Here is an 18,029-nt window from a genome sequence, read left to right on the forward strand (position 1 = left end):
ACAATCCCTCGTCTTTTTTCATTACTTTTCTTCAAATAATAATGCTTCTAATTCATTTAATTTCTCTTCAAATACTTGTAGTGCCTCTTTTACTGGTTCAGGAGATGCCATATCTACTCCTGCTTTTTTCAGCACTTCGATTGGATAATCAGAGCTTCCTGCTTTTAAGAACTCGTTAATATAACGTTCTACTGCTGGTTGTCCTTCTTCTAAAATCTGTTTAGATAGAGCAGTCGCTGCACTAAATCCTGTTGCGTATTGATATACGTAATAGTTGTAGTAGAAGTGTGGAATACGAGACCATTCTAAACCAATCTCTTCGTCGATTACTAAAGCGTCACCGAAATATTTCTTATTTAAATCATAGTAGATTTCCGTTAGCATATCTGGCGTAACAGCATGTCCTTCTTGTACTTTCTTATGAATAATATGTTCAAACTCTGCAAACATCGTTTGACGGAATACAGTACCACGGAACCCTTCTAAATAATGATTTAATAAATATAGACGCTCTTTCTTATCTTCTGTCGTTTTTAATAAATAATCATTTAGAAGCGCTTCATTACAAGTAGATGCCACTTCTGCTACAAAGATGGAATAATCACCATATACGTGCGGTTGTGTTTTTCTTGTATAGTAACTATGCACCGAATGACCAAACTCATGAGCAAGTGTAAATAAGTTATTTACATTATCATGCCAGTTCATTAAAATATACGGATTTGTTCCATATGCACCAGATGAGTATGCCCCGCTTCGTTTTCCTTTATTCTCATACACATCTACCCAGCGATTTTCATATGCCTCTTTCAAAATATCAACATATTCATCACCAAGTACGTTTAAAGATTTTAATAAAAGGTCTTGTGCTTCTTCGTATTTCACATTCATTTTCACTTCTGGTACAAGTGGTGTATATAAATCATACATATGAAGCTCATCAAGTCCTAATGCACGCTTACGAATATCGATGTAACGGTGTAATAAATGTAAGTTGTCATTTACCGTTTCAACGAGTTGATCGTATACTGCTTCCGGAATATTATTATTGCTCAGTGCAGCTTGGCGAGCAGAATCATATTTACGAACACGCGCATTGAAATTATTACGTTTTACTGCTCCACTTAACGTACTTGCGAATGTATTTTTAAATTTCCCATACGTTTCATATACAGCTTTAAATGCATCTTCGCGAACACGAGGATTATCACTTTCTAAAAACTGAATGTAACGGCCATGTGTAATTTCTATTTCTTCTCCGTCTTCACCTTTAATAGATGGGAATTTTAAATCCGCGTTATTCAACATACCGAATGTATTGCTTGATGAACTCATTACTTCAGATGCTTCCGCTAATAAAGCCTCCTCAGCTTCTGATAATACGTGCGGGCGTTGACGTGTAATTTCTTCTAATGCATGTTCATATACACTTAAATCTCTATTTTCCTTCAAGAATGTTTGCATTGTATCTTCTGAAATCGATAAAATTTCAGGCACAATATACGCTGTGCTACTAGATACTTGTGAATATAAATTTGTTGCGCGATCATTTAATGCTTGATATACAGAGTTTGTTGTATCTTGATCGTAACGCATATGAGCATATGTATATAGCTTACCTAATCGCATTGAAATTTCATCTTCATATTGCAATGCCTCAAGTAAATTGTCCGCAGAGTCACCAAGTTTCCCTTTAAATTCAGTTAACTTCGGTAATAGCTCTTTAATAGCCTGGAATTCTTTTTCCCATTCTGCATCCGTTTGGAAAATATCTTCTAATCGCCACGTACTTGCTTCTTCAATCTCGTTGCGATCTGGTAATGCTTTCGCTTTGTTTTGTTCAGACATTCTTTAAGCCCTCCTTTAAATATCTCTACTTAAGTACAATTCGTTTTTTCTTATGTAATTCCTTCACAATCATTCTTTATTATATCCCCTTTTCCTCCTCTCATGTTAAAATTTGCCTCAAATAAAGATAGCGCATGTATTAAGCAAATCTCATCATGTTTCATAATTTCCTCCTCTGTTTTTAACATCACTACATCCCTTATTTTTCGGTACGTATAACTTCCCGCTTTATGCAATACACCTATATAGCATAAAAATGTCATATATTCAGTAACTGCCACTTTCCATGTGTGCTGTGAAAAGTACGGAAGTATCCGCCTTTTCGTATACCTTTTTACATAACTACACACATATTGAAGAGAAATACACTCTCCTACTGCAAGCCCCCCTATACACTTCATATATAGAAAAGCTTGCCATATAAATGGGTTTGTTTGAAAAGCAAATCCAGAAGGGAGTGGAACACCAATTTCAGAAGGAAAACTCGCTGGGGTACATTTAAATTGATATAAGAGGCGTAATAATGACTTATAATTATAATTCCAAATCGGCAGGGCATTTTTGCGGAAGTAGTTCTTTCTCTTCTTCCACTCTTCCCTTAGTATCTCTTTCTCGAAAGGAACGGGAGAAAAAAGCATTTCAAAAGTAGTTTTATCGATTGGTAAATATACAGTATGCGCGAAAAAGATGTTTGTAGAAAATGGAGTGACAAATGCACATTTCATAAATGATTTCTCTTTCGAACAGAAGAAAATAAGAAATGGTTGAGGATAAGATTGTAAGGAGAAAGCCATAAGTGAGGAGAATTTCATCCAATATGCCGATTGCTTTTTCAATTGATTTCCACCAACGATCCAAATGACCTGTATACCAGCTCGCCAATATGAATAGGTTCTTTTGTACAGCTGCTCTATAGCAAGGTTTGCACATTGGTATTCAATTGCAATTTTTCTGCCCGCCCTCTCTACAAAAATATCTGGTCGTTGCTTAATTTCCGGAAGGTAGTACTCAATATCCACCTGAAAGTTTTGACGTTTGAACCATCTATATAACAATTCTTTACCGTGCATATGATACGTTGATTCCGCTTCATAAAAGGCAAGACATGAATCCACTTTTTTATGAGCAAAATGCCAACTTTTTTGTTTCCCTAATTTCATTTGCACTTCCTTTCCACAAGCTACACAAAAGAATCGTTCCTGTTGGCGCATACGGCGCAAAAGCTCTTCATTACAATTATAGAGTAAATGAATTTTTTCTCCGTTTTCTCTTTTAGCTATAAATATCGGAATCACACCCTTTTAGCTCCTTATATTCTACAATTTATTACAAATTCCTTTTAAAAAAGAGATGTCCCAATTTCGGACATCTCTTTTTATAATAATGGCGATAATAACCGGTACGTTGATTCAACAATTCGTCTATGCAGACGCCTTTTATGAAAACGATCGACGTGAATTTCACTGGATTCTTCTAAATCGTCTTTAAAGTCTTGAACAAGTCTTTTAATGCTATCTGTATCATATAAAAAGGCATTTACTTCAAAATTCAAATGAAAACTTCTCATATCCATATTAGCTGTCCCAATTGAAGCTAAATCAGAATCAACGATGACAATTTTACTATGAAGAAAACCTTTTTCGTATTCATATATCTTTACTCCTGCGTCCAAAAGCTCTGGGAAGTACGATCTCGATGCGTAAAAGACAGTGCGCTTATCAGGTTTACTCGGCATCAACAAACGGACATCAATACCAGCAAGTGCAGCAACCTTTAATGCGGATAAAATATCATCATCCGGAATAAAATACGGCGTTGCAATCCAAATAGATTTCCGAGCAGAAGCGATCATTGCGAAATATAAATGCTTAATCGTTTCCCACTTATTATCGGGGCCGCCTGCAACTAGCTGCACTCCTCCCCAATGATCACCCTCAACTGCTTTTGCTTGTAAATATTCAGGAGCTAGCACAGCCTCTCCAGTCATATAAAACCAATCTTGAAGGAAAATAAGCTGTAAACTTTGAACCGCTTCACCACGTAAATACAAATGAGTGTCTCGCCAAAAGCCAAAATATTTACTTTTCCCTAAATACTCATCACCGATATTTAATCCACCTACAAACCCTTCGTTCCCATCAATCACAACAATTTTCCTATGATTTCGATAATTAATCTTATCGTTTAAAATCGGAAAGCGCACAGGAAAGAACGGAATCATTTCTACACCTGCATCGTTTAATTCTTCAATATACGATTTCGATAACTTAAAACTTCCAACCGCATCATATAAAAAGCGAACAACAACGCCCTCTTTTGATTTTTGTATTAAAATATCTTTAATTTCTGTTCCTAATTTATCATCACGCACAATGTAATATTCCATATGAATGTGATGTTTCGCTCGTTTTAACCCATTTAAAATGGCCTGAAACGTTTCATCTCCATTTGTTAATGTCCTCGTTTCAGTTTGAAATGAAATATTTAAAGCACCTAATCGATCCGCTAAACGAAATAACAGTTCTTGATGCTTATGATTGCGTAAAATTCGTTCTTCGTAATCTTCATGCCCTTTATATTGTAAAAACGCCTGTTCATCAAGTAACGCCTTCTTTTGAAACATTCTTTTTCTCCGAAAATTTTGTCCAAATAATAAATAAGCAAAGAAGCCAAATACAGGAAAAATCCCTAACACAATTAACCATGTAAGTGTTTTAGATGGGTGGCGATTTTCTAAGAAAATAACGCAACCAATTAAAAACGCAGATACTGTAAATAAAATACTAATAATACCTAAAATCGAAACATCTTTTATCCCAATCACATCTGAATAAAATGCTACATCAATAAACATACGTAACGAAACAAATAATGCGAACAATAGCAAGATAAAGAAAATCAGCTTTAACGTATTTTTCATCTCTTACCTCCTAACTAAGAAAGCTTTCCTATTCTTCATATAAAAAGCCGATTTCATACTACAGAAATCGGCCTACGTTTTAGCAGGAAAATTATTGCGAATCGTTTCAAGCGCATGCTCTTTCACAATTTGTTTTCCATACTCACTTACACGATGAATTGTTAAAGTTGATTCTTCCCCATATTCTAAAACAATACTTAAAATACGATCGATTTCTTCTTCATCATGTAGCACTTCATCGAATTCCACATATACATAATAGCGGTCCTCAAATGAATACAGCTCATCTTTTATATCTTCAAAGATAAGACGATGACTTAATGAAATGACATCTTCAAAATCATTAAATTTAATTAAAAAGCCAAACGTACCATCTTCATTAAAGTTTGTTCCTGTTTGTTCTTCTACCTCTTCGACTAACTCTTGTTGGAATAATGATTCAATGCCTTCATCTAGAGGAATATCTATAATTTTGTCTACCCCTATCGGTAGTTCCAGCTTTTGCCCATCCTTTGAAAGCTCTGCTTTCGTGACAAGTACTTCAATCCCTTTATCGACTGCTTGCACTTGGATCCATAACGGCCCATCAATAAAGAAATCGTCATGATCACGAGCTTCGTCCATCATCTCCCAAAAGAGCTCTTCACTTCGTTCGCGATCATACCAAATTTCTTCACGATTAAATCCTCTATCCTCTATATCAATGTACGTAATAAAAAATTTCATCGTATGATCATTAATTCTTTCAATATCCAAAATACAACTCTCCCTTCCTGCTTAGAATTGTTATGAAGGGATTCCCCACTCATATGACAAATCAATAGATTCTTGTACTCTCATTTTATGATAAGATTCTCCAGAATGGAAATAAAATCGATTTATTTTACAAAAATAGTTATATGCCTATCTTTACTCGATCAACTACATAAATATATTATTATAGCGATTTCTTACTTACAAAAAATTTGGACATACATTTCCACATTCCCCCGTACACTGTAATAAGGTGAAACTTCTATTAGAAGAGATTATTTAACAACAACTTTCTTCATCACATACATACAGTTCGCTTATTAAAACATCATAAATGGAGGCAGACGAATGGACTTAGAGTTTTTAACATCCGTACTAATGATTGTCGGTATCGATGTTGTATTAGGTGGTGACAATGCAATCGTCATCGCACTAGCTAGCCGAAATTTACCTGAATCGAAACGAAATAAAGCTATTTTGATCGGTACTCTTTTAGCAATCGTACTAAGAATTGTCCTTACTATACTAGCTGTCTATTTACTCGACATTCCATTTCTACAATTGATTGGCGGGGTTTTACTTACATTAATTGCAGTCAATTTATTAACTGATGATAGCAACGACCTTTCTGCCATTCAAGGAAAAACAACTTTATTTCAAGCTGTGCGAACAATTGTTTTCGCGGATCTCGTTATGGGGTTTGATAATGTTATTGCCATTGCAGGTGCAGCTCACGGGAGATTTTTACTCGTCATAATCGGCTTACTCATTTCTATCCCTATTATTATTTGGGGCAGTAAACTTATTTTAATACTTATGGAACGATTTCCATTCCTCATTTATTGCGGTGCAGCAATTCTTGCCTATACTGCAGGGAAAATGGTTACACATGAAGACAGACTTGCAACCTTTTTTCATAACAACCCAAGTTTCACTGCAAGCATTCCTTATTTGTTCATTTTCACTATTTTATGCATCGGCTTTATCGTAAAACAAGTTCGATTACGCAATGTGAAACATTAAAAAAAACCTTCTACTATATAATAGGTAGAAGGTTTTCATATTATTATAATTAATTTACAAGACGTTGTGCTTCACGTAATTGGAACGTTCTTACTGTACGTGGTAAGAAACGGCGAATTTCGTCTTCGTTGTAACCAACTTGAAGGCGTTTCTCGTCAATCATAATTGGACGACGTAAAATCCCCGGATAGTCACGAATCATCTTATATAAATCTTGAAGTGGTAAAGATTCTAAGTTTACATTCAATTCTTGGAAAACTTTCGAACGAGTAGAAATAATCTCATCCGTTCCGCTTTCTGTCATACGTAAAATCTCTTTAATTTCCTCAATCGTTAATGGATCTGAGAAAATATTACGTTCTGTATAGGGAATATGATTTTCCTCTAGCCATAATTTCGCCTTTCTACAAGACGTACAGCTTGGAGAACTATATAATGTTACCATACAAAGCTCACTCTCCTTAAAGAGTACAAATTCTGTACTAAATACAGTTTTAATTTCTAACTTCAGCAATTTTTCGCGATAACTTGTCTTATTGAAAAGTACAAAAATCGCATTTCATGTAAGCAACAACTTATAATAAACAACAATTACTTTTAATAAGTAACTTCTATAATCATTATACAATAGATTTTGCAAGAAATATACAGCAAATTTCCTGCTAGTTGAGAAAACTCTTCCGTGTATTCCACTGCTATGTAACATGATTACGCTCAATTTAGCTGTACTTGAACAATAACTTTCAACCCCTTTAATACTCACTTCCTCTAAATTTTTCATATAATATATAGTTATTTATCTATAATCTTCCCTATGAAAAAGAGAACGTTTTCTTACTTTTTCTTGATAAATCAATTAAGAAATGTAAGACTATACAAATGAGAATAAAAAGGAACATTTGTTCTCATTTTAACAAACATTCTCCCTCCTGTCTACACGATTTCTAAAGTAAATTAAATATTTTCTGACATTTCTTTCTTTTTTATTTTTTATCTCATACAATAAACATACAGACAGGCAAAGGGGGAGTTTGCAAATGATTGCTTTTTTTATTGATTTTATTACGGTTGCTGCCCTCATCATCGGAATAACAGCATTGATTGGTGTCATTACAAATAGCATCGGTGAAAAGCTCTTTGGTGGAAAAGAAAAAATGAAGTTTGTTAACAAAAGTTTGGATGTACAATCCGGCTGGAACCAAGTTGGTGGAAAAGGCATTTATAAGAAACGAACGTATTAAAAAAAGCAGGTGGTTAGCCTGCTTTTTTTATTTTCCTAGGGATGCCCATTTGAAGCTCACATCGGGGCCATATTTATGGTTGTACATATCTTTAATTGTTTCTCTTTGTAAGTATGCTCTACCACGTTGGTATACTGGAACAATCGCAGCGTCATCAAGTAACATTTTTTCTGCCTCAAGTAAGTTTTTCCAGCGAGCATCTACATCGCTTCCATCTTTTTTCGCTTTCATAATGATTTCATCGTATTTCGGATTAGAGTACTTCATCTTATTTTGTGACCCATCTGTTACAAACATATCAAGATATGTAATCGGATCTGGGAAGTCTGCCCCCCATCCAGAGAATGACATGACATAATCACCCGCATCTTCTAATTTTAGTTTTTGTGCGAATGGTTGTTGTTTAATTTTCACTGTTAAACCTGGTAAATTTTTTTCTAATTCACCTTTTAAATATTCACCAGTTTTCTTTGATAACTCTACATCTTCATTTAATAATTCTAATTCGATTTCATTTTTGCCAAGTTCTTTTTTACCAGCTTCCCAATATTTCTTCGCTTCTTTTACGTTCGGTTTTACAATATCCCCATTTACAGCACGAAAATCTTTTTTATCTGGTCCTTTAATGAAGTTATCAGGAATTAATCCTGTTGCTGGCTTAGAACCGTTGTTTAATAACGTATCAACGAACGGCTTACGATCAAAAGCAAGTGAAATTGCTTTACGAATATTTTTATTTGCTAAAGCTGGATCTTTTTGATTTAAGCGTAGGAAAAATACAGATGTCTCTTCTACTGTTTTGAAATCTGGTTTTCCTTTATATTTATCGATGAACTCTGCTAATAACGTCGCTCGATCGATTGCATTTGTTTCATATAAGTTAATTGGCGTAGATGTATCTTTTACAATATTAAAGTTTACTTCTTCAAGCTTCACTTCTTTATTGTCCCAATATGATGAGCTCTTTGTCATTTTAAAACTGCGTTCATGCTGCCAATCGCTTAATGTAAACGGTCCGTTATAAAGTGTTGTATTTGCTTCTAAACCAAACTTCGCACCTTGCTCTTTCACAAATTTCTCATTCACAGGATAAAAGATTGGATATACCATTAAATCTACAAGATATGGAATAGAATTGTCTAATTCTACTTCTAATGTGTAATCATCAATTGCTTTTACACCTAATTGATCAGGACTCATCTCTTTTTTATTAATTTTCTCTGCATTTTTTATATCATACATAATGTATGCTGATTTCGCAGCTGTGTCTGGATTGATCGCTCTTTGCCATGCGTATACAAAATCTTTCGCCGTTAAAGGCTCACCGTTTGACCATTTCGCGTCTTCACGTAATTTAAATGTATATTTTTTACCGTCTTCTGACTTTTTAAATTCTTTTGCTACACCTGGAACTAACTTATCATCTTTTCCAAGGCGGTATAGACCTTCCATCGTGTTGTTCATTACTTTTGAAGAAACTGCGTCAGCTGATAATGCTGGGTCCATTGTTGGTATTTCTTGTGTTTCAATTAAATTAAGAACTTGCTTCGCACCGCTTTTCCCGCTATCCCCTTTTGCGTTTGCTTGCGGTTCATCTTTTTGATAGCTACATGCCCCTAACAACATGCTCATCGCTACTGTTGATGCTACAAAAACTGGTATCTTTTTTTTCATACTTCCACCCTCCAAAAAAATGTTAGCCCTTTCATTTTCAAACAGAAAGAAATATATATATGTTCTAATAATTCATATTATACACACAAATATATTTTTTGTATATTTATATTTCTATTTCATTAAAATTTTCTGTAAAAAAATATATCTTTGTAAACGTTTTATATTGCTGATTATCTTTACTAAAGTACCAAAAATAATTAATTTTATATTTTTCTAAATTATCAGGGAAAAATAAATTTTATATTTTATAATACTTTATGTATAATTATCCCAACCTTTTTAACATAAAATAGCAGTCCCTTCATATTAAAAATATGTAGGCTAAAATGAGTGCAAAGGATAAGAAAGTATGTTACGATACATTTTGCTAAAAATAGATATCGGTAAAGAGGGGACGGACATGACAGCAATTCAGGAAAAAAATGGGCCGACAGAGAAATTAAGTTTATTCTTATTAACATGGCCTATTTTTCTAGAAGTTTTTCTTTTTATGTTGATGGGGATCGCTGATACTTTCATGTTAAGTGCATTATCAGACGATGCTGTATCTGGGGTTGGTGCAGCGAATCAATATCTCCATATTGCGATTTTGGTATTAGAAGTCATCGGGAACGGCGCTGCTATCGTTGTATCTCAATACCTCGGTTCCAGACGCTTTATGGAAGCATCTAAAATATCAGCATTAGCCGTCACATTAAATTTAATAGTTGGGCTCGTTATAAGCGCTGGTTTTCTTTTATTTTCGAAACATATGATGCTCGCAATGAACTTACAAGGCGATGTACTAACGTATGCGCAAAACTACTTATCTATCGTCGGAGGGGCTATCTTCCTGCAAGCTATCATTAACTCATTAGCCGCAATCATCCGTGTACATGGTTTTACAAAGCAAGCGATGTTTATTTCACTCGGAATGAATATTATTCATATCGCTGGAAACTACGTACTCATTTTCGGGAAATTTGGTTTCCCTGAGCTCGGTGTACAAGGGGCTGCAATTTCTTCCGCTATCAGTCGATTGATCGCACTTATTGTTTTCTTCTGGTTACTATACCGCGTTATGGAATATCGCGTGAAATTACAATATTACTTCACTTTATCCAAAGAATACATTGGGAAAATTTTAAAAATCGGTATTCCATCTGCATTTGAACAAGTGATGTATCAAGCTTGTCAAATCGTCTTCCTTTATTACGCAACGTACTTAGGAACGGAATCATTAGCTGCTAGACAATACGCTACTAACATTTCCATGTTCACTTATTTATTTGCAATTGCGATTGGTATGGGAACAGCCATTATTATTGGCCGCCTTGTTGGTGGTGGCGAAAAGGATGAAGCATACGAACGCTTATGGAAAAGTGTAAAATGGGCGATTGGTGTAACTCTATGTATGGTCGCTCTCGTTATTACATTCCGTACACAATTAATGGGACTGTTTACAGATAATCCGCACATTATCGGGTTAGGCGCAAGTGTTCTTTTACTAAGTGTACTACTTGAAACGGGACGTACGATGAATATCGTCATCATTAATTCGCTTCGTGCAGCTGGTGATGCAAAATATCCTGTTTTAATCGGTGCATTCTCTATGGTGTTAATGAGTTTACCACTAGGTTACTTTTTCGCCTTTCATTTAGATATGGGGCTCGTTGGTATTTGGCTAGCGATCGCCATCGACGAATGGACGCGTGCCATTATTATGTTCTTCCGCTGGAAAAGCAGGGCGTGGGAACGTTACGCACTTGTGAAACCAGAAGAGCAAGACGAGATTGGTTCTGTTCAGGCACAGTAGTACTTGTTTGATCATGATGTAGTTATTAATAAATGCAATTTATATCGACTTACCGACAACTCATTTATATAGTATAGAAAAAAGCCATCCTTCCTTAATGGAAGAATGGCTTTTTTTATTATTGATAAATCTCTTTATATTTCTTATACTCTGCTTCAGAACATAGTACGAAATGTCCTGGGCGAATTTCACGCATTGTTGGCACTTCTCTACCGTAATCATGCTGCGATGGATCGTATACGATACGTTTACGATTGCGCTCATAATCTGGATCTGGTAGCGGAATTGCTGATAATAGTGATTTCGTATATGGATGAACTGGATTCGCATATAACTCTTCACTTGTTGTTAGCTCAACGATTTGACCACGGTACATTACACCGATGCGGTCACTAATGTATTTTACCATTGATAAATCATGGGCAATGAATAAGTATGTTAGACCTTTTTCTTTTTGTAGCTTTTTCAGTAAGTTTACAACTTGCGCCTGAATCGATACGTCAAGTGCTGAGATCGGCTCATCCGCAATGATAAATTCTGGTTCTACAGCAAGCGCTCGAGCGATACCGATACGCTGACGTTGTCCACCTGAGAATTCGTGCGGGAAACGGTTTGCGTGCTCTTTATTTAAACCAACTGTGTTTAATAATTCATGAACACGGTCCATGCGCTCTTTTTTACTTTTCGCTAATCCATGAATATCAATACCTTCTGCGATAATATCCCCTACTGTCATACGAGGATTTAATGATGCGTATGGATCTTGGAAAATCATTTGCATTTTACGGTTAAATTTCTTCAATTCTGCGCGTGATTTCTTACCATGTACGTTTTCACCATCGAACAATACTTCACCAGCAGTTGCATCATATAAACGAATAATCGTTCTTCCAGTTGTTGATTTACCACAACCTGATTCTCCTACAAGACCAAATGTTTCTCCGCGGTAAATATCAAATGAAATATCATTAACCGCTTTGACAACACCACCACTCACGTCGAAGTGCTGCTTTACATTTTTTACTTCAATTAATTTCTCACGTTGTTTAGTCATGTTGTTCACCTGCTTTCATTTGAAGAATACGTTTTTCAACGACTGCCGGCGGTTTTACTTCTGGAGCTTGCTCGTGAAGTAACCAAGTTGCCGCATAGTGTGTATCACTTACTTTAAATAAAGGTGGGTCCATTTCAAAATCAATTTTTAGTGCCTGTGGGTTACGTGGTGCAAAAGCATCACCCTTTGGCGGCTTTAATAAATCCGGAGGCGTTCCAGGAATTGCATATAACTCTTCCTCTGAGCCATCTAAACTTGGCATAGATGCGATTAAGCCCCAAGTATATGGATGTTTCGGATTATAGAAAATTTCATCTACAGTTCCAATTTCAACAACTTTACCAGCGTACATAACTGCCACTCGGTCAGCAACGTTTGCTACTACACCTAAGTCATGCGTAATGAAAATAATTGCCGCTTCTGTTTTTTGCTGAATGTCTTTCATAAGTTCTAAAATTTGTGCCTGAATCGTAACGTCTAGCGCTGTTGTCGGCTCATCGGCAATTAATAATTTCGGGTTACAAGCTAACGCCATCGCAATAACTACACGCTGTCTCATACCACCTGAGAATTGGTGAGGATATTGTTTTAAACGAGCTTCTGGATTTGGAATACCTACAAGGTCGATTAATTCTAAAGCAACTTTACGTGCATCTGCTTTACTCATCCCTTGGTGTTTAATAAGGCCTTCCATAATTTGATTTCCAATTGTCATCGTTGGGTTTAATGATGTCATTGGATCTTGGAAAATCATCGCGATATCTTTACCACGTACTTGCTGCATTTCTTTTTCTGTTAATTTCGTTAAGTCACGACCTTCAAATACAATCTCACCATTTTTAATGCGTCCAGGAGGATTCGGAATTAATCCCATTAAAGCTTTAGAAGTAACTGATTTCCCTGAACCAGATTCTCCTACAATCGCCAATGTCTCTCCTTTTTTCAAATCAAAAGTAACGCCGCGTACAGCTTGTACTTCACCTGCATGTGTATCAAAGGAGACTTGTAAATCTTTTACCTCTAACAATGTTTTCATCTTTGCCTCTCCCCTCTTTTACTTACGCATTTTTGGATCTAACGCGTCGCGTAATCCGTCTGCCATTAAGTTAAACGCTAAAATTAATATACTGATGACAACCGCAGGGATGAACATCATATGCGGATACGTTTGAATAGATTTATAACCGTCATTTACAAGAGAACCTAGTGACGCAAATGGTGGCTGAATTCCTAAACCGATGAAACTTAAGAACGCTTCACCAAACACCGCTGATGGAATTGTAAACATTGTCATTACGATAATAGGTCCCATTACGTTTGGAATTAAATGTTTCACAATTAATTGTGTATTTGTTGCACCTAATGTACGAGATGCTAATACATATTCTTGGTTTTTTAATTTCAGGATTTGTCCACGAACGATACGCGACATCCCTATCCAACCTGTAATTGCCATTGCGAGTGTAATTGACCATATACCAGATCCCATAATGATTACCATTAAGATAACGATGATTAAGTATGGAATACCGTTAATAATCTCCATAATACGTTGCATAATATTATCTACTCTGCCGCCATAAAAGGCTGAAATACCTCCGTATGCAACCCCAATTACTAAGTCAATTGCTGCTGCTAAAAGAGCGATATATAATGATACGCGTGTACCTTCCCATGTTCTTGTCCATAAATCACGACCAAGATCATCTGTACCAAACCAGAAGTACTCTTTAATATCACGTTTTTCATATTGGTCAACACCATATTGATCTGTACCGTCAAATGGTAACCAATGAACATTTTCAATAACAGGAATTTTCGGTGGCATTTTCGCACGACCTAAATCTTGCTCTTTATACGAGTGTTTACTTACCATCGGTCCAAAAATCGCTAGTAATATAATAAGGCTTAATAATACGAAACCAATCATCGCACCTTTATGTTGGAACAAACGTCTTCTTACATCTTGCCAAAACGTTAAGCTTGGACGGGCAATGACTTCATTATCAACATTATTTTGATTGGCTTGTTGAAATAAATCTGGAGATAATTTTTGTACATCTTTCATCATTTTTTCCCTCCCGCTAAACGAATACGAGGATCAATAATTCCGTATAAAATATCGACAATGAAAATAACTAAAATGAAGATCGCACTATAGAAAATCGTAGTTCCCATAATAACTGTATAGTCATTCACTGTAATAGATTTAACGAACTGTTCCCCTAGTCCTGGTACAGCATAAATTTGCTCGATAACAAGTGTTCCTGTAATTAATGCCGCAACCATTGGTCCTAAAATTGTTACTACTGGAATTAATGCGTTACGAAGTGCGTGTTTGACAATGATAACGCCTTGGCTAATCCCTTTCGCTTTTGCTGTTAAAATGTAATCGGCTTGCATAACTTCAATTAATTCTGCACGAGAGAAACGTGCGATTGTTGCGATAACTGCCATCGATAAAGCAATTGTAGGCATTACTGTAAACTCTGGTCCTTTCCAGAACGCTACTGGGAACCAACCAAGTTTTACCCCTACGAAATATTGTAGTAAAGCGGCGAATACGAATGATGGTACCGACATCCCGAGTACGGAAATAATTGTCGCTCCATAATCGACCCACGTATTGTTACGAAGTGCCGCAACGATTCCTAAAATTAAACCGATAAATGTTCCTAATATAATCGCTTGTAAACCAAGCTGTGCTGATGGTCCAATACGATCCACAATCATATCTGTTACTGGACGGTTATCATATTGGAATGATACCCCTAAATCACCTTTTGCTAAGTTACCTAAATAACGTGCGTATTGAACTGGTACCGGATCATTCAATCCGTATTTTTCAAGAATGATTTCTTTTTGTGCCGGTGATAGCTTCTCCTGGTTTTTAAGCGGAGAACCCGGAAGTAATTTCATCAAAAAGAAAGTCAGCGTAGTAATTAAAAATAATGTCAAAGCCATGTACACGAAACGTTTTAATACATAACGTCCCATAGTCAAGCACCTCCCCGTTTTTCTCAAAAGCAATAAGATAGTTTAAAATATTCTTACTTTTATTTTTTTAAAATAAGAGCATATGCCCATCATAGGCATATACCCCTGTAAACGATGGAAAAAAAGATTATTTTTGTTCAACAGATGCCCATTTGTAAGTTAATCTACCACCATAGTTGATTGGTATAATATCTTTTACAGCATCTTTTACTATATATGCTGAACCTTTTTGGAAGATTGGAGTGATAACTGCATCCTCTTTAATTAACATCTTCTCTACTTCTAAAAGGTTGTTCCAGCGTGCTTGTAAATCTTTTGTATCTGTTTTAGCTTTTAGAATTAGCTCATCATATTTCTGATTAGAATACCCTGTTTTATTTTGAGAACCATTTGTAACAAACATATCTAAATATGAGATTGGATCTGGGAAATCTGGGCCCCAAATACCAAACGCAATATCATATTGCTGAGAATCTTCTAATTTATTTTTTTGTGCAAATGGCTGCTGTTTAATTTTAATTGATAAACCAGGTAAGTTTTTTTCCATCTCACCTTTTAAGAATTCACCAACCTTTTTTGCATCTTCATTATCAAAGTTTAAGAATTCTAGTTCGATTTTATCAGTGCCAAGCTCTTTCTTCGCTGTTTCCCAAAGCTTTTTCGCTTCTTTTGGATTCGTTTCAACTAGCTTTCCATTTTCAGCTCGGAAATCTTTTTTATTCGGACCTTCAGCGAAATCTTTTCCAACAAATCCATAAGCTCCAATCGCACCATTATTTAAAATAACTTTCGCAATGTTATCACGATCAAAGGACATTGAAATTGCTTTTCTTAAGTTTTTATTACTTAAGTATTGATTACTTTGATTAAATCTTAGGTAAGCAACCCCTGCTTCTTTTCTTGTGTGGAATTCTGAGCTTTGTCTAAACTTATCAACAAATTCTGAAGTTAGAGCCGCACGATCAATCGAGTTTGTCTCATATAAATTTACATCAGTTGACGTATTTTTTACAATATTAAAGTTAATCTCTTCGATTTTAACCGTTTTATTATCCCAATATGATGGGTTCTTCTTAAACTGGAAGCTTTGCTCATGTTTCCAATCACTCATAACAAATGGCCCATTATATAATGTTGTATTTGCCTCTAACCCAAACTTATCACCTTGTGCTTTTACAAAGTTTTCATTTAGTGGGTAAAATACCGGATAAACTGTTAAATCAACAAAGTAAGGAACTGGATTGTCTAATTCCACTTCTAATGTATAATCATCAATCGCTTTTACACCTAATTGGTCAGCAGGTAATTCTTTTTTATGAATTTTCTCTGCATTTTTAATATCAAACATAATGTACGAATACGTCGCTTTTGTATCTGGATTTACTGCTCTTTTCCATGAATACACAAAGTCTTTTGCTGTTACAGGCTCCCCATTCGACCATTTTGCATCTTTTCTTAATTTAAATATGTATTTCTTTCCGTCATCTAGCTTTTGAACATCTTCTGCAATTCCAGGCACTCTCTTTTGATCTTTGCCGATACGATATAAACCTTCCATCGTATTATTTAATGCTGTAGAAGATGCAGAGTCAGATGCTAGCGATGCATCCATTGACGGAATTTCAGATAACTCTGTTAAATTAAGAACCTGCTTTCCGTTACTACTACTCGTAGTGTTTTCTTTCCCTTTTGCTTTTGCGTCATCTTTTTGGTAGCTACACGCACCCAGCAACATACTTGCAGTTAAAGTCGATGCAAGTAATAACGGTATCTTTTTCTTCATGTTGTGTTGCCTCCCCTAATTGCACTTCCTGTACCCTCACTTGTTAAAAAGTAGAATTGAAAGAATAATCTCCAAGTTTCTACAATTTTCATTATACATATAATATAACAATTGTGAATATAGTTTTTTGTTTTTTTGTTAAAATTTTTAATAAAATGTTTATATTTTTATTTTTTTGTAAAGGGATACGTTAACATTGCTACCATCATCTTGAAATCAGACCTTTAATTGCGTATAATTTTCAAAAAATTAATTCTAGTACATATTATAGCTTTTATAGTATAATAATTCTAGTAATATTTTGACGGAGGGGAACATTTTGAATAAAGTTTTTTTTCATACTTGTATACTAATTTTCATAGCGATAATCGCTTCTAGTATTGGCGCATTCCTCATTTCATCGCAATTTTTGTTGAATTTTGTCAACATCTTGTTTTATATTGCACTGTTTTTTATTCTTATCGGCGGTTTTTTATACATATTTCAAAATGGTTTTTTCAATGTAACCATTTACGCGTTTCAAAGAGTATTTGGTACGAATAAAAAGATTGACTCTTTAATTGAAGAAGTCGAGGAACCTACAGATAAGAAAGAACGTATTTATAAAACATATTCATTCAAATGGACATATCCAATTTGTATTACAGGTATCGTTCTTGGGTTGTTCTCGACCCTTATTAGCTTTACTATTTTGATGTAGTTTGCAAACACTATCCCATATGATATAATAATCAGCAAAACATTTTGTTATAAAACTTTAGTTCTTTCATATTAAAAGAGCTCAAGTAACAATAAATAAATTTATATGTATGCGATGATAAAGAAGAGTACATATTGAGGCAATTTCAGAGAGCTTGTGGTCGGTGTGAACAAGTAATTGTACAGTATGGAATGGGCTTTTGAGCACCAAACCGAACCGAAAGTAGTAGGCTTTGGCG

General features: G+C 35.2%; 16 protein-coding genes and 1 other annotated feature (1 of these 17 only partly in view). Of the genes, 4 read left to right on the forward strand and 12 right to left on the reverse strand.

Annotated features, from left to right (window positions below):
- Nucleotides 1–21: 21 nt before the first annotated feature.
- From pepF to mecA, 4 genes are all read right to left on the reverse strand, one after another.
- On the reverse strand, nt 22–1,848 hold the full coding sequence (gene pepF / locus CQ064_RS03435; RefSeq protein ID WP_000003352.1) for an oligoendopeptidase F: 1,827 nt from the start codon (nt 1,846–1,848) through the stop codon (nt 22–24).
- 50 nt (nt 1,849–1,898) lie between these two features.
- Nucleotides 1,899–3,143: a competence protein CoiA gene (locus CQ064_RS03440; RefSeq protein WP_000612280.1), complete on the reverse strand. Its 1,245-nt coding sequence runs from the start codon at nt 3,141–3,143 to the stop codon at nt 1,899–1,901.
- An 80-nt stretch (nt 3,144–3,223) separates the two neighbouring features.
- On the reverse strand, nt 3,224–4,768 hold the full coding sequence (locus CQ064_RS03445) for a cardiolipin synthase (protein ID WP_000799191.1): 1,545 nt from the start codon (nt 4,766–4,768) through the stop codon (nt 3,224–3,226).
- 72 nt (nt 4,769–4,840) lie between these two features.
- A complete protein-coding gene (gene mecA / locus CQ064_RS03450) occupies nt 4,841–5,524 on the reverse strand; it encodes an adaptor protein MecA (RefSeq protein WP_000350715.1) in 684 nt (227 codons plus the stop codon).
- Nucleotides 5,525–5,869: 345 nt separating this feature from the next.
- On the opposite strand from mecA, the gene CQ064_RS03455 reads away from it, so the two are divergent.
- Nucleotides 5,870–6,544 (forward strand): TerC family protein, encoded by a 675-nt coding sequence (locus CQ064_RS03455; protein ID WP_000362612.1) that lies wholly within the window; start codon nt 5,870–5,872, stop codon nt 6,542–6,544.
- Between the two features lie 49 nt (nt 6,545–6,593).
- On the opposite strand, the gene spx is transcribed toward CQ064_RS03455, so the two are convergent.
- Nucleotides 6,594–6,989 (reverse strand): transcriptional regulator Spx, encoded by a 396-nt coding sequence (gene spx / locus CQ064_RS03460; RefSeq protein ID WP_000258267.1) that lies wholly within the window; start codon nt 6,987–6,989, stop codon nt 6,594–6,596.
- A gap of 465 nt (nt 6,990–7,454) precedes the next feature.
- Nucleotides 7,455–7,655 (reverse strand): dithiol-disulfide isomerase, encoded by a 201-nt coding sequence (locus CQ064_RS33975; RefSeq protein WP_080546091.1) that lies wholly within the window; start codon nt 7,653–7,655, stop codon nt 7,455–7,457.
- On the opposite strand from CQ064_RS33975, the gene CQ064_RS03475 reads away from it, so the two are divergent.
- Nucleotides 7,582–7,785 (forward strand): hypothetical protein, encoded by a 204-nt coding sequence (locus tag CQ064_RS03475; protein ID WP_000559971.1) that lies wholly within the window; start codon nt 7,582–7,584, stop codon nt 7,783–7,785. The two genes, CQ064_RS33975 and CQ064_RS03475, sit on opposite strands and share 74 nt — an antisense overlap.
- A 27-nt stretch (nt 7,786–7,812) precedes the next feature.
- On the opposite strand, the gene CQ064_RS03480 is transcribed toward CQ064_RS03475, so the two are convergent.
- Nucleotides 7,813–9,459, reverse strand: a complete 1,647-nt coding sequence (locus CQ064_RS03480; RefSeq protein ID WP_000727243.1) for a peptide ABC transporter substrate-binding protein — start codon at nt 9,457–9,459, stop codon at nt 7,813–7,815.
- Between the two features lie 352 nt (nt 9,460–9,811).
- On the opposite strand from CQ064_RS03480, the gene CQ064_RS03485 reads away from it, so the two are divergent.
- On the forward strand, nt 9,812–11,257 hold the full coding sequence (locus CQ064_RS03485) for an MATE family efflux transporter (protein ID WP_003291568.1): 1,446 nt from the start codon (nt 9,812–9,814) through the stop codon (nt 11,255–11,257).
- A gap of 118 nt (nt 11,258–11,375) precedes the next feature.
- On the opposite strand, the gene CQ064_RS03490 is transcribed toward CQ064_RS03485, so the two are convergent.
- The 5 genes from CQ064_RS03490 to CQ064_RS03510 form a co-directional block, all read right to left on the reverse strand.
- Nucleotides 11,376–12,311, reverse strand: a complete 936-nt coding sequence (locus CQ064_RS03490; protein WP_000166350.1) for an ABC transporter ATP-binding protein — start codon at nt 12,309–12,311, stop codon at nt 11,376–11,378.
- Entirely contained in the window at nt 12,304–13,347 is a 1,044-nt protein-coding gene (locus CQ064_RS03495) for an ABC transporter ATP-binding protein (protein WP_000854346.1), read from the reverse strand. Before CQ064_RS03495 ends, CQ064_RS03490 begins: the two co-directional genes overlap by 8 nt.
- A gap of 18 nt (nt 13,348–13,365) precedes the next feature.
- Nucleotides 13,366–14,382 carry an oligopeptide ABC transporter permease gene (gene opp3C / locus CQ064_RS03500; protein ID WP_000974103.1) on the reverse strand — a complete coding sequence of 339 codons (1,017 nt, stop codon included), beginning with the start codon at nt 14,380–14,382 and terminating at the stop codon, nt 13,366–13,368.
- Nucleotides 14,379–15,308 (reverse strand): oligopeptide ABC transporter permease, encoded by a 930-nt coding sequence (opp3b, locus tag CQ064_RS03505; protein WP_000534166.1) that lies wholly within the window; start codon nt 15,306–15,308, stop codon nt 14,379–14,381. Before opp3b ends, opp3C begins: the two co-directional genes overlap by 4 nt.
- Nucleotides 15,309–15,435: 127 nt before the next feature.
- The gene (locus CQ064_RS03510; protein WP_000727213.1) at nt 15,436–17,091 is read right to left on the reverse strand and encodes a peptide ABC transporter substrate-binding protein; all 1,656 of its coding nucleotides are present in this window, start codon (nt 17,089–17,091) and stop codon (nt 15,436–15,438) included.
- Between the two features lie 319 nt (nt 17,092–17,410).
- Here CQ064_RS03510 and CQ064_RS03520 point away from each other — a divergent pair, with 319 nt between their 5' ends.
- On the forward strand, nt 17,411–17,791 hold the full coding sequence (locus tag CQ064_RS03520) for a DUF3899 domain-containing protein (RefSeq protein WP_001044985.1): 381 nt from the start codon (nt 17,411–17,413) through the stop codon (nt 17,789–17,791).
- A 105-nt stretch (nt 17,792–17,896) separates the two neighbouring features.
- Nucleotides 17,897–18,029, forward strand: a binding site (T-box leader) (it continues 84 nt past the right edge of the window).

The organism is Bacillus sp. MYb78 (assembly GCF_002975115.1).
Classification (GTDB): domain Bacteria; phylum Bacillota; class Bacilli; order Bacillales; family Bacillaceae_G; genus Bacillus_A; species Bacillus_A cereus.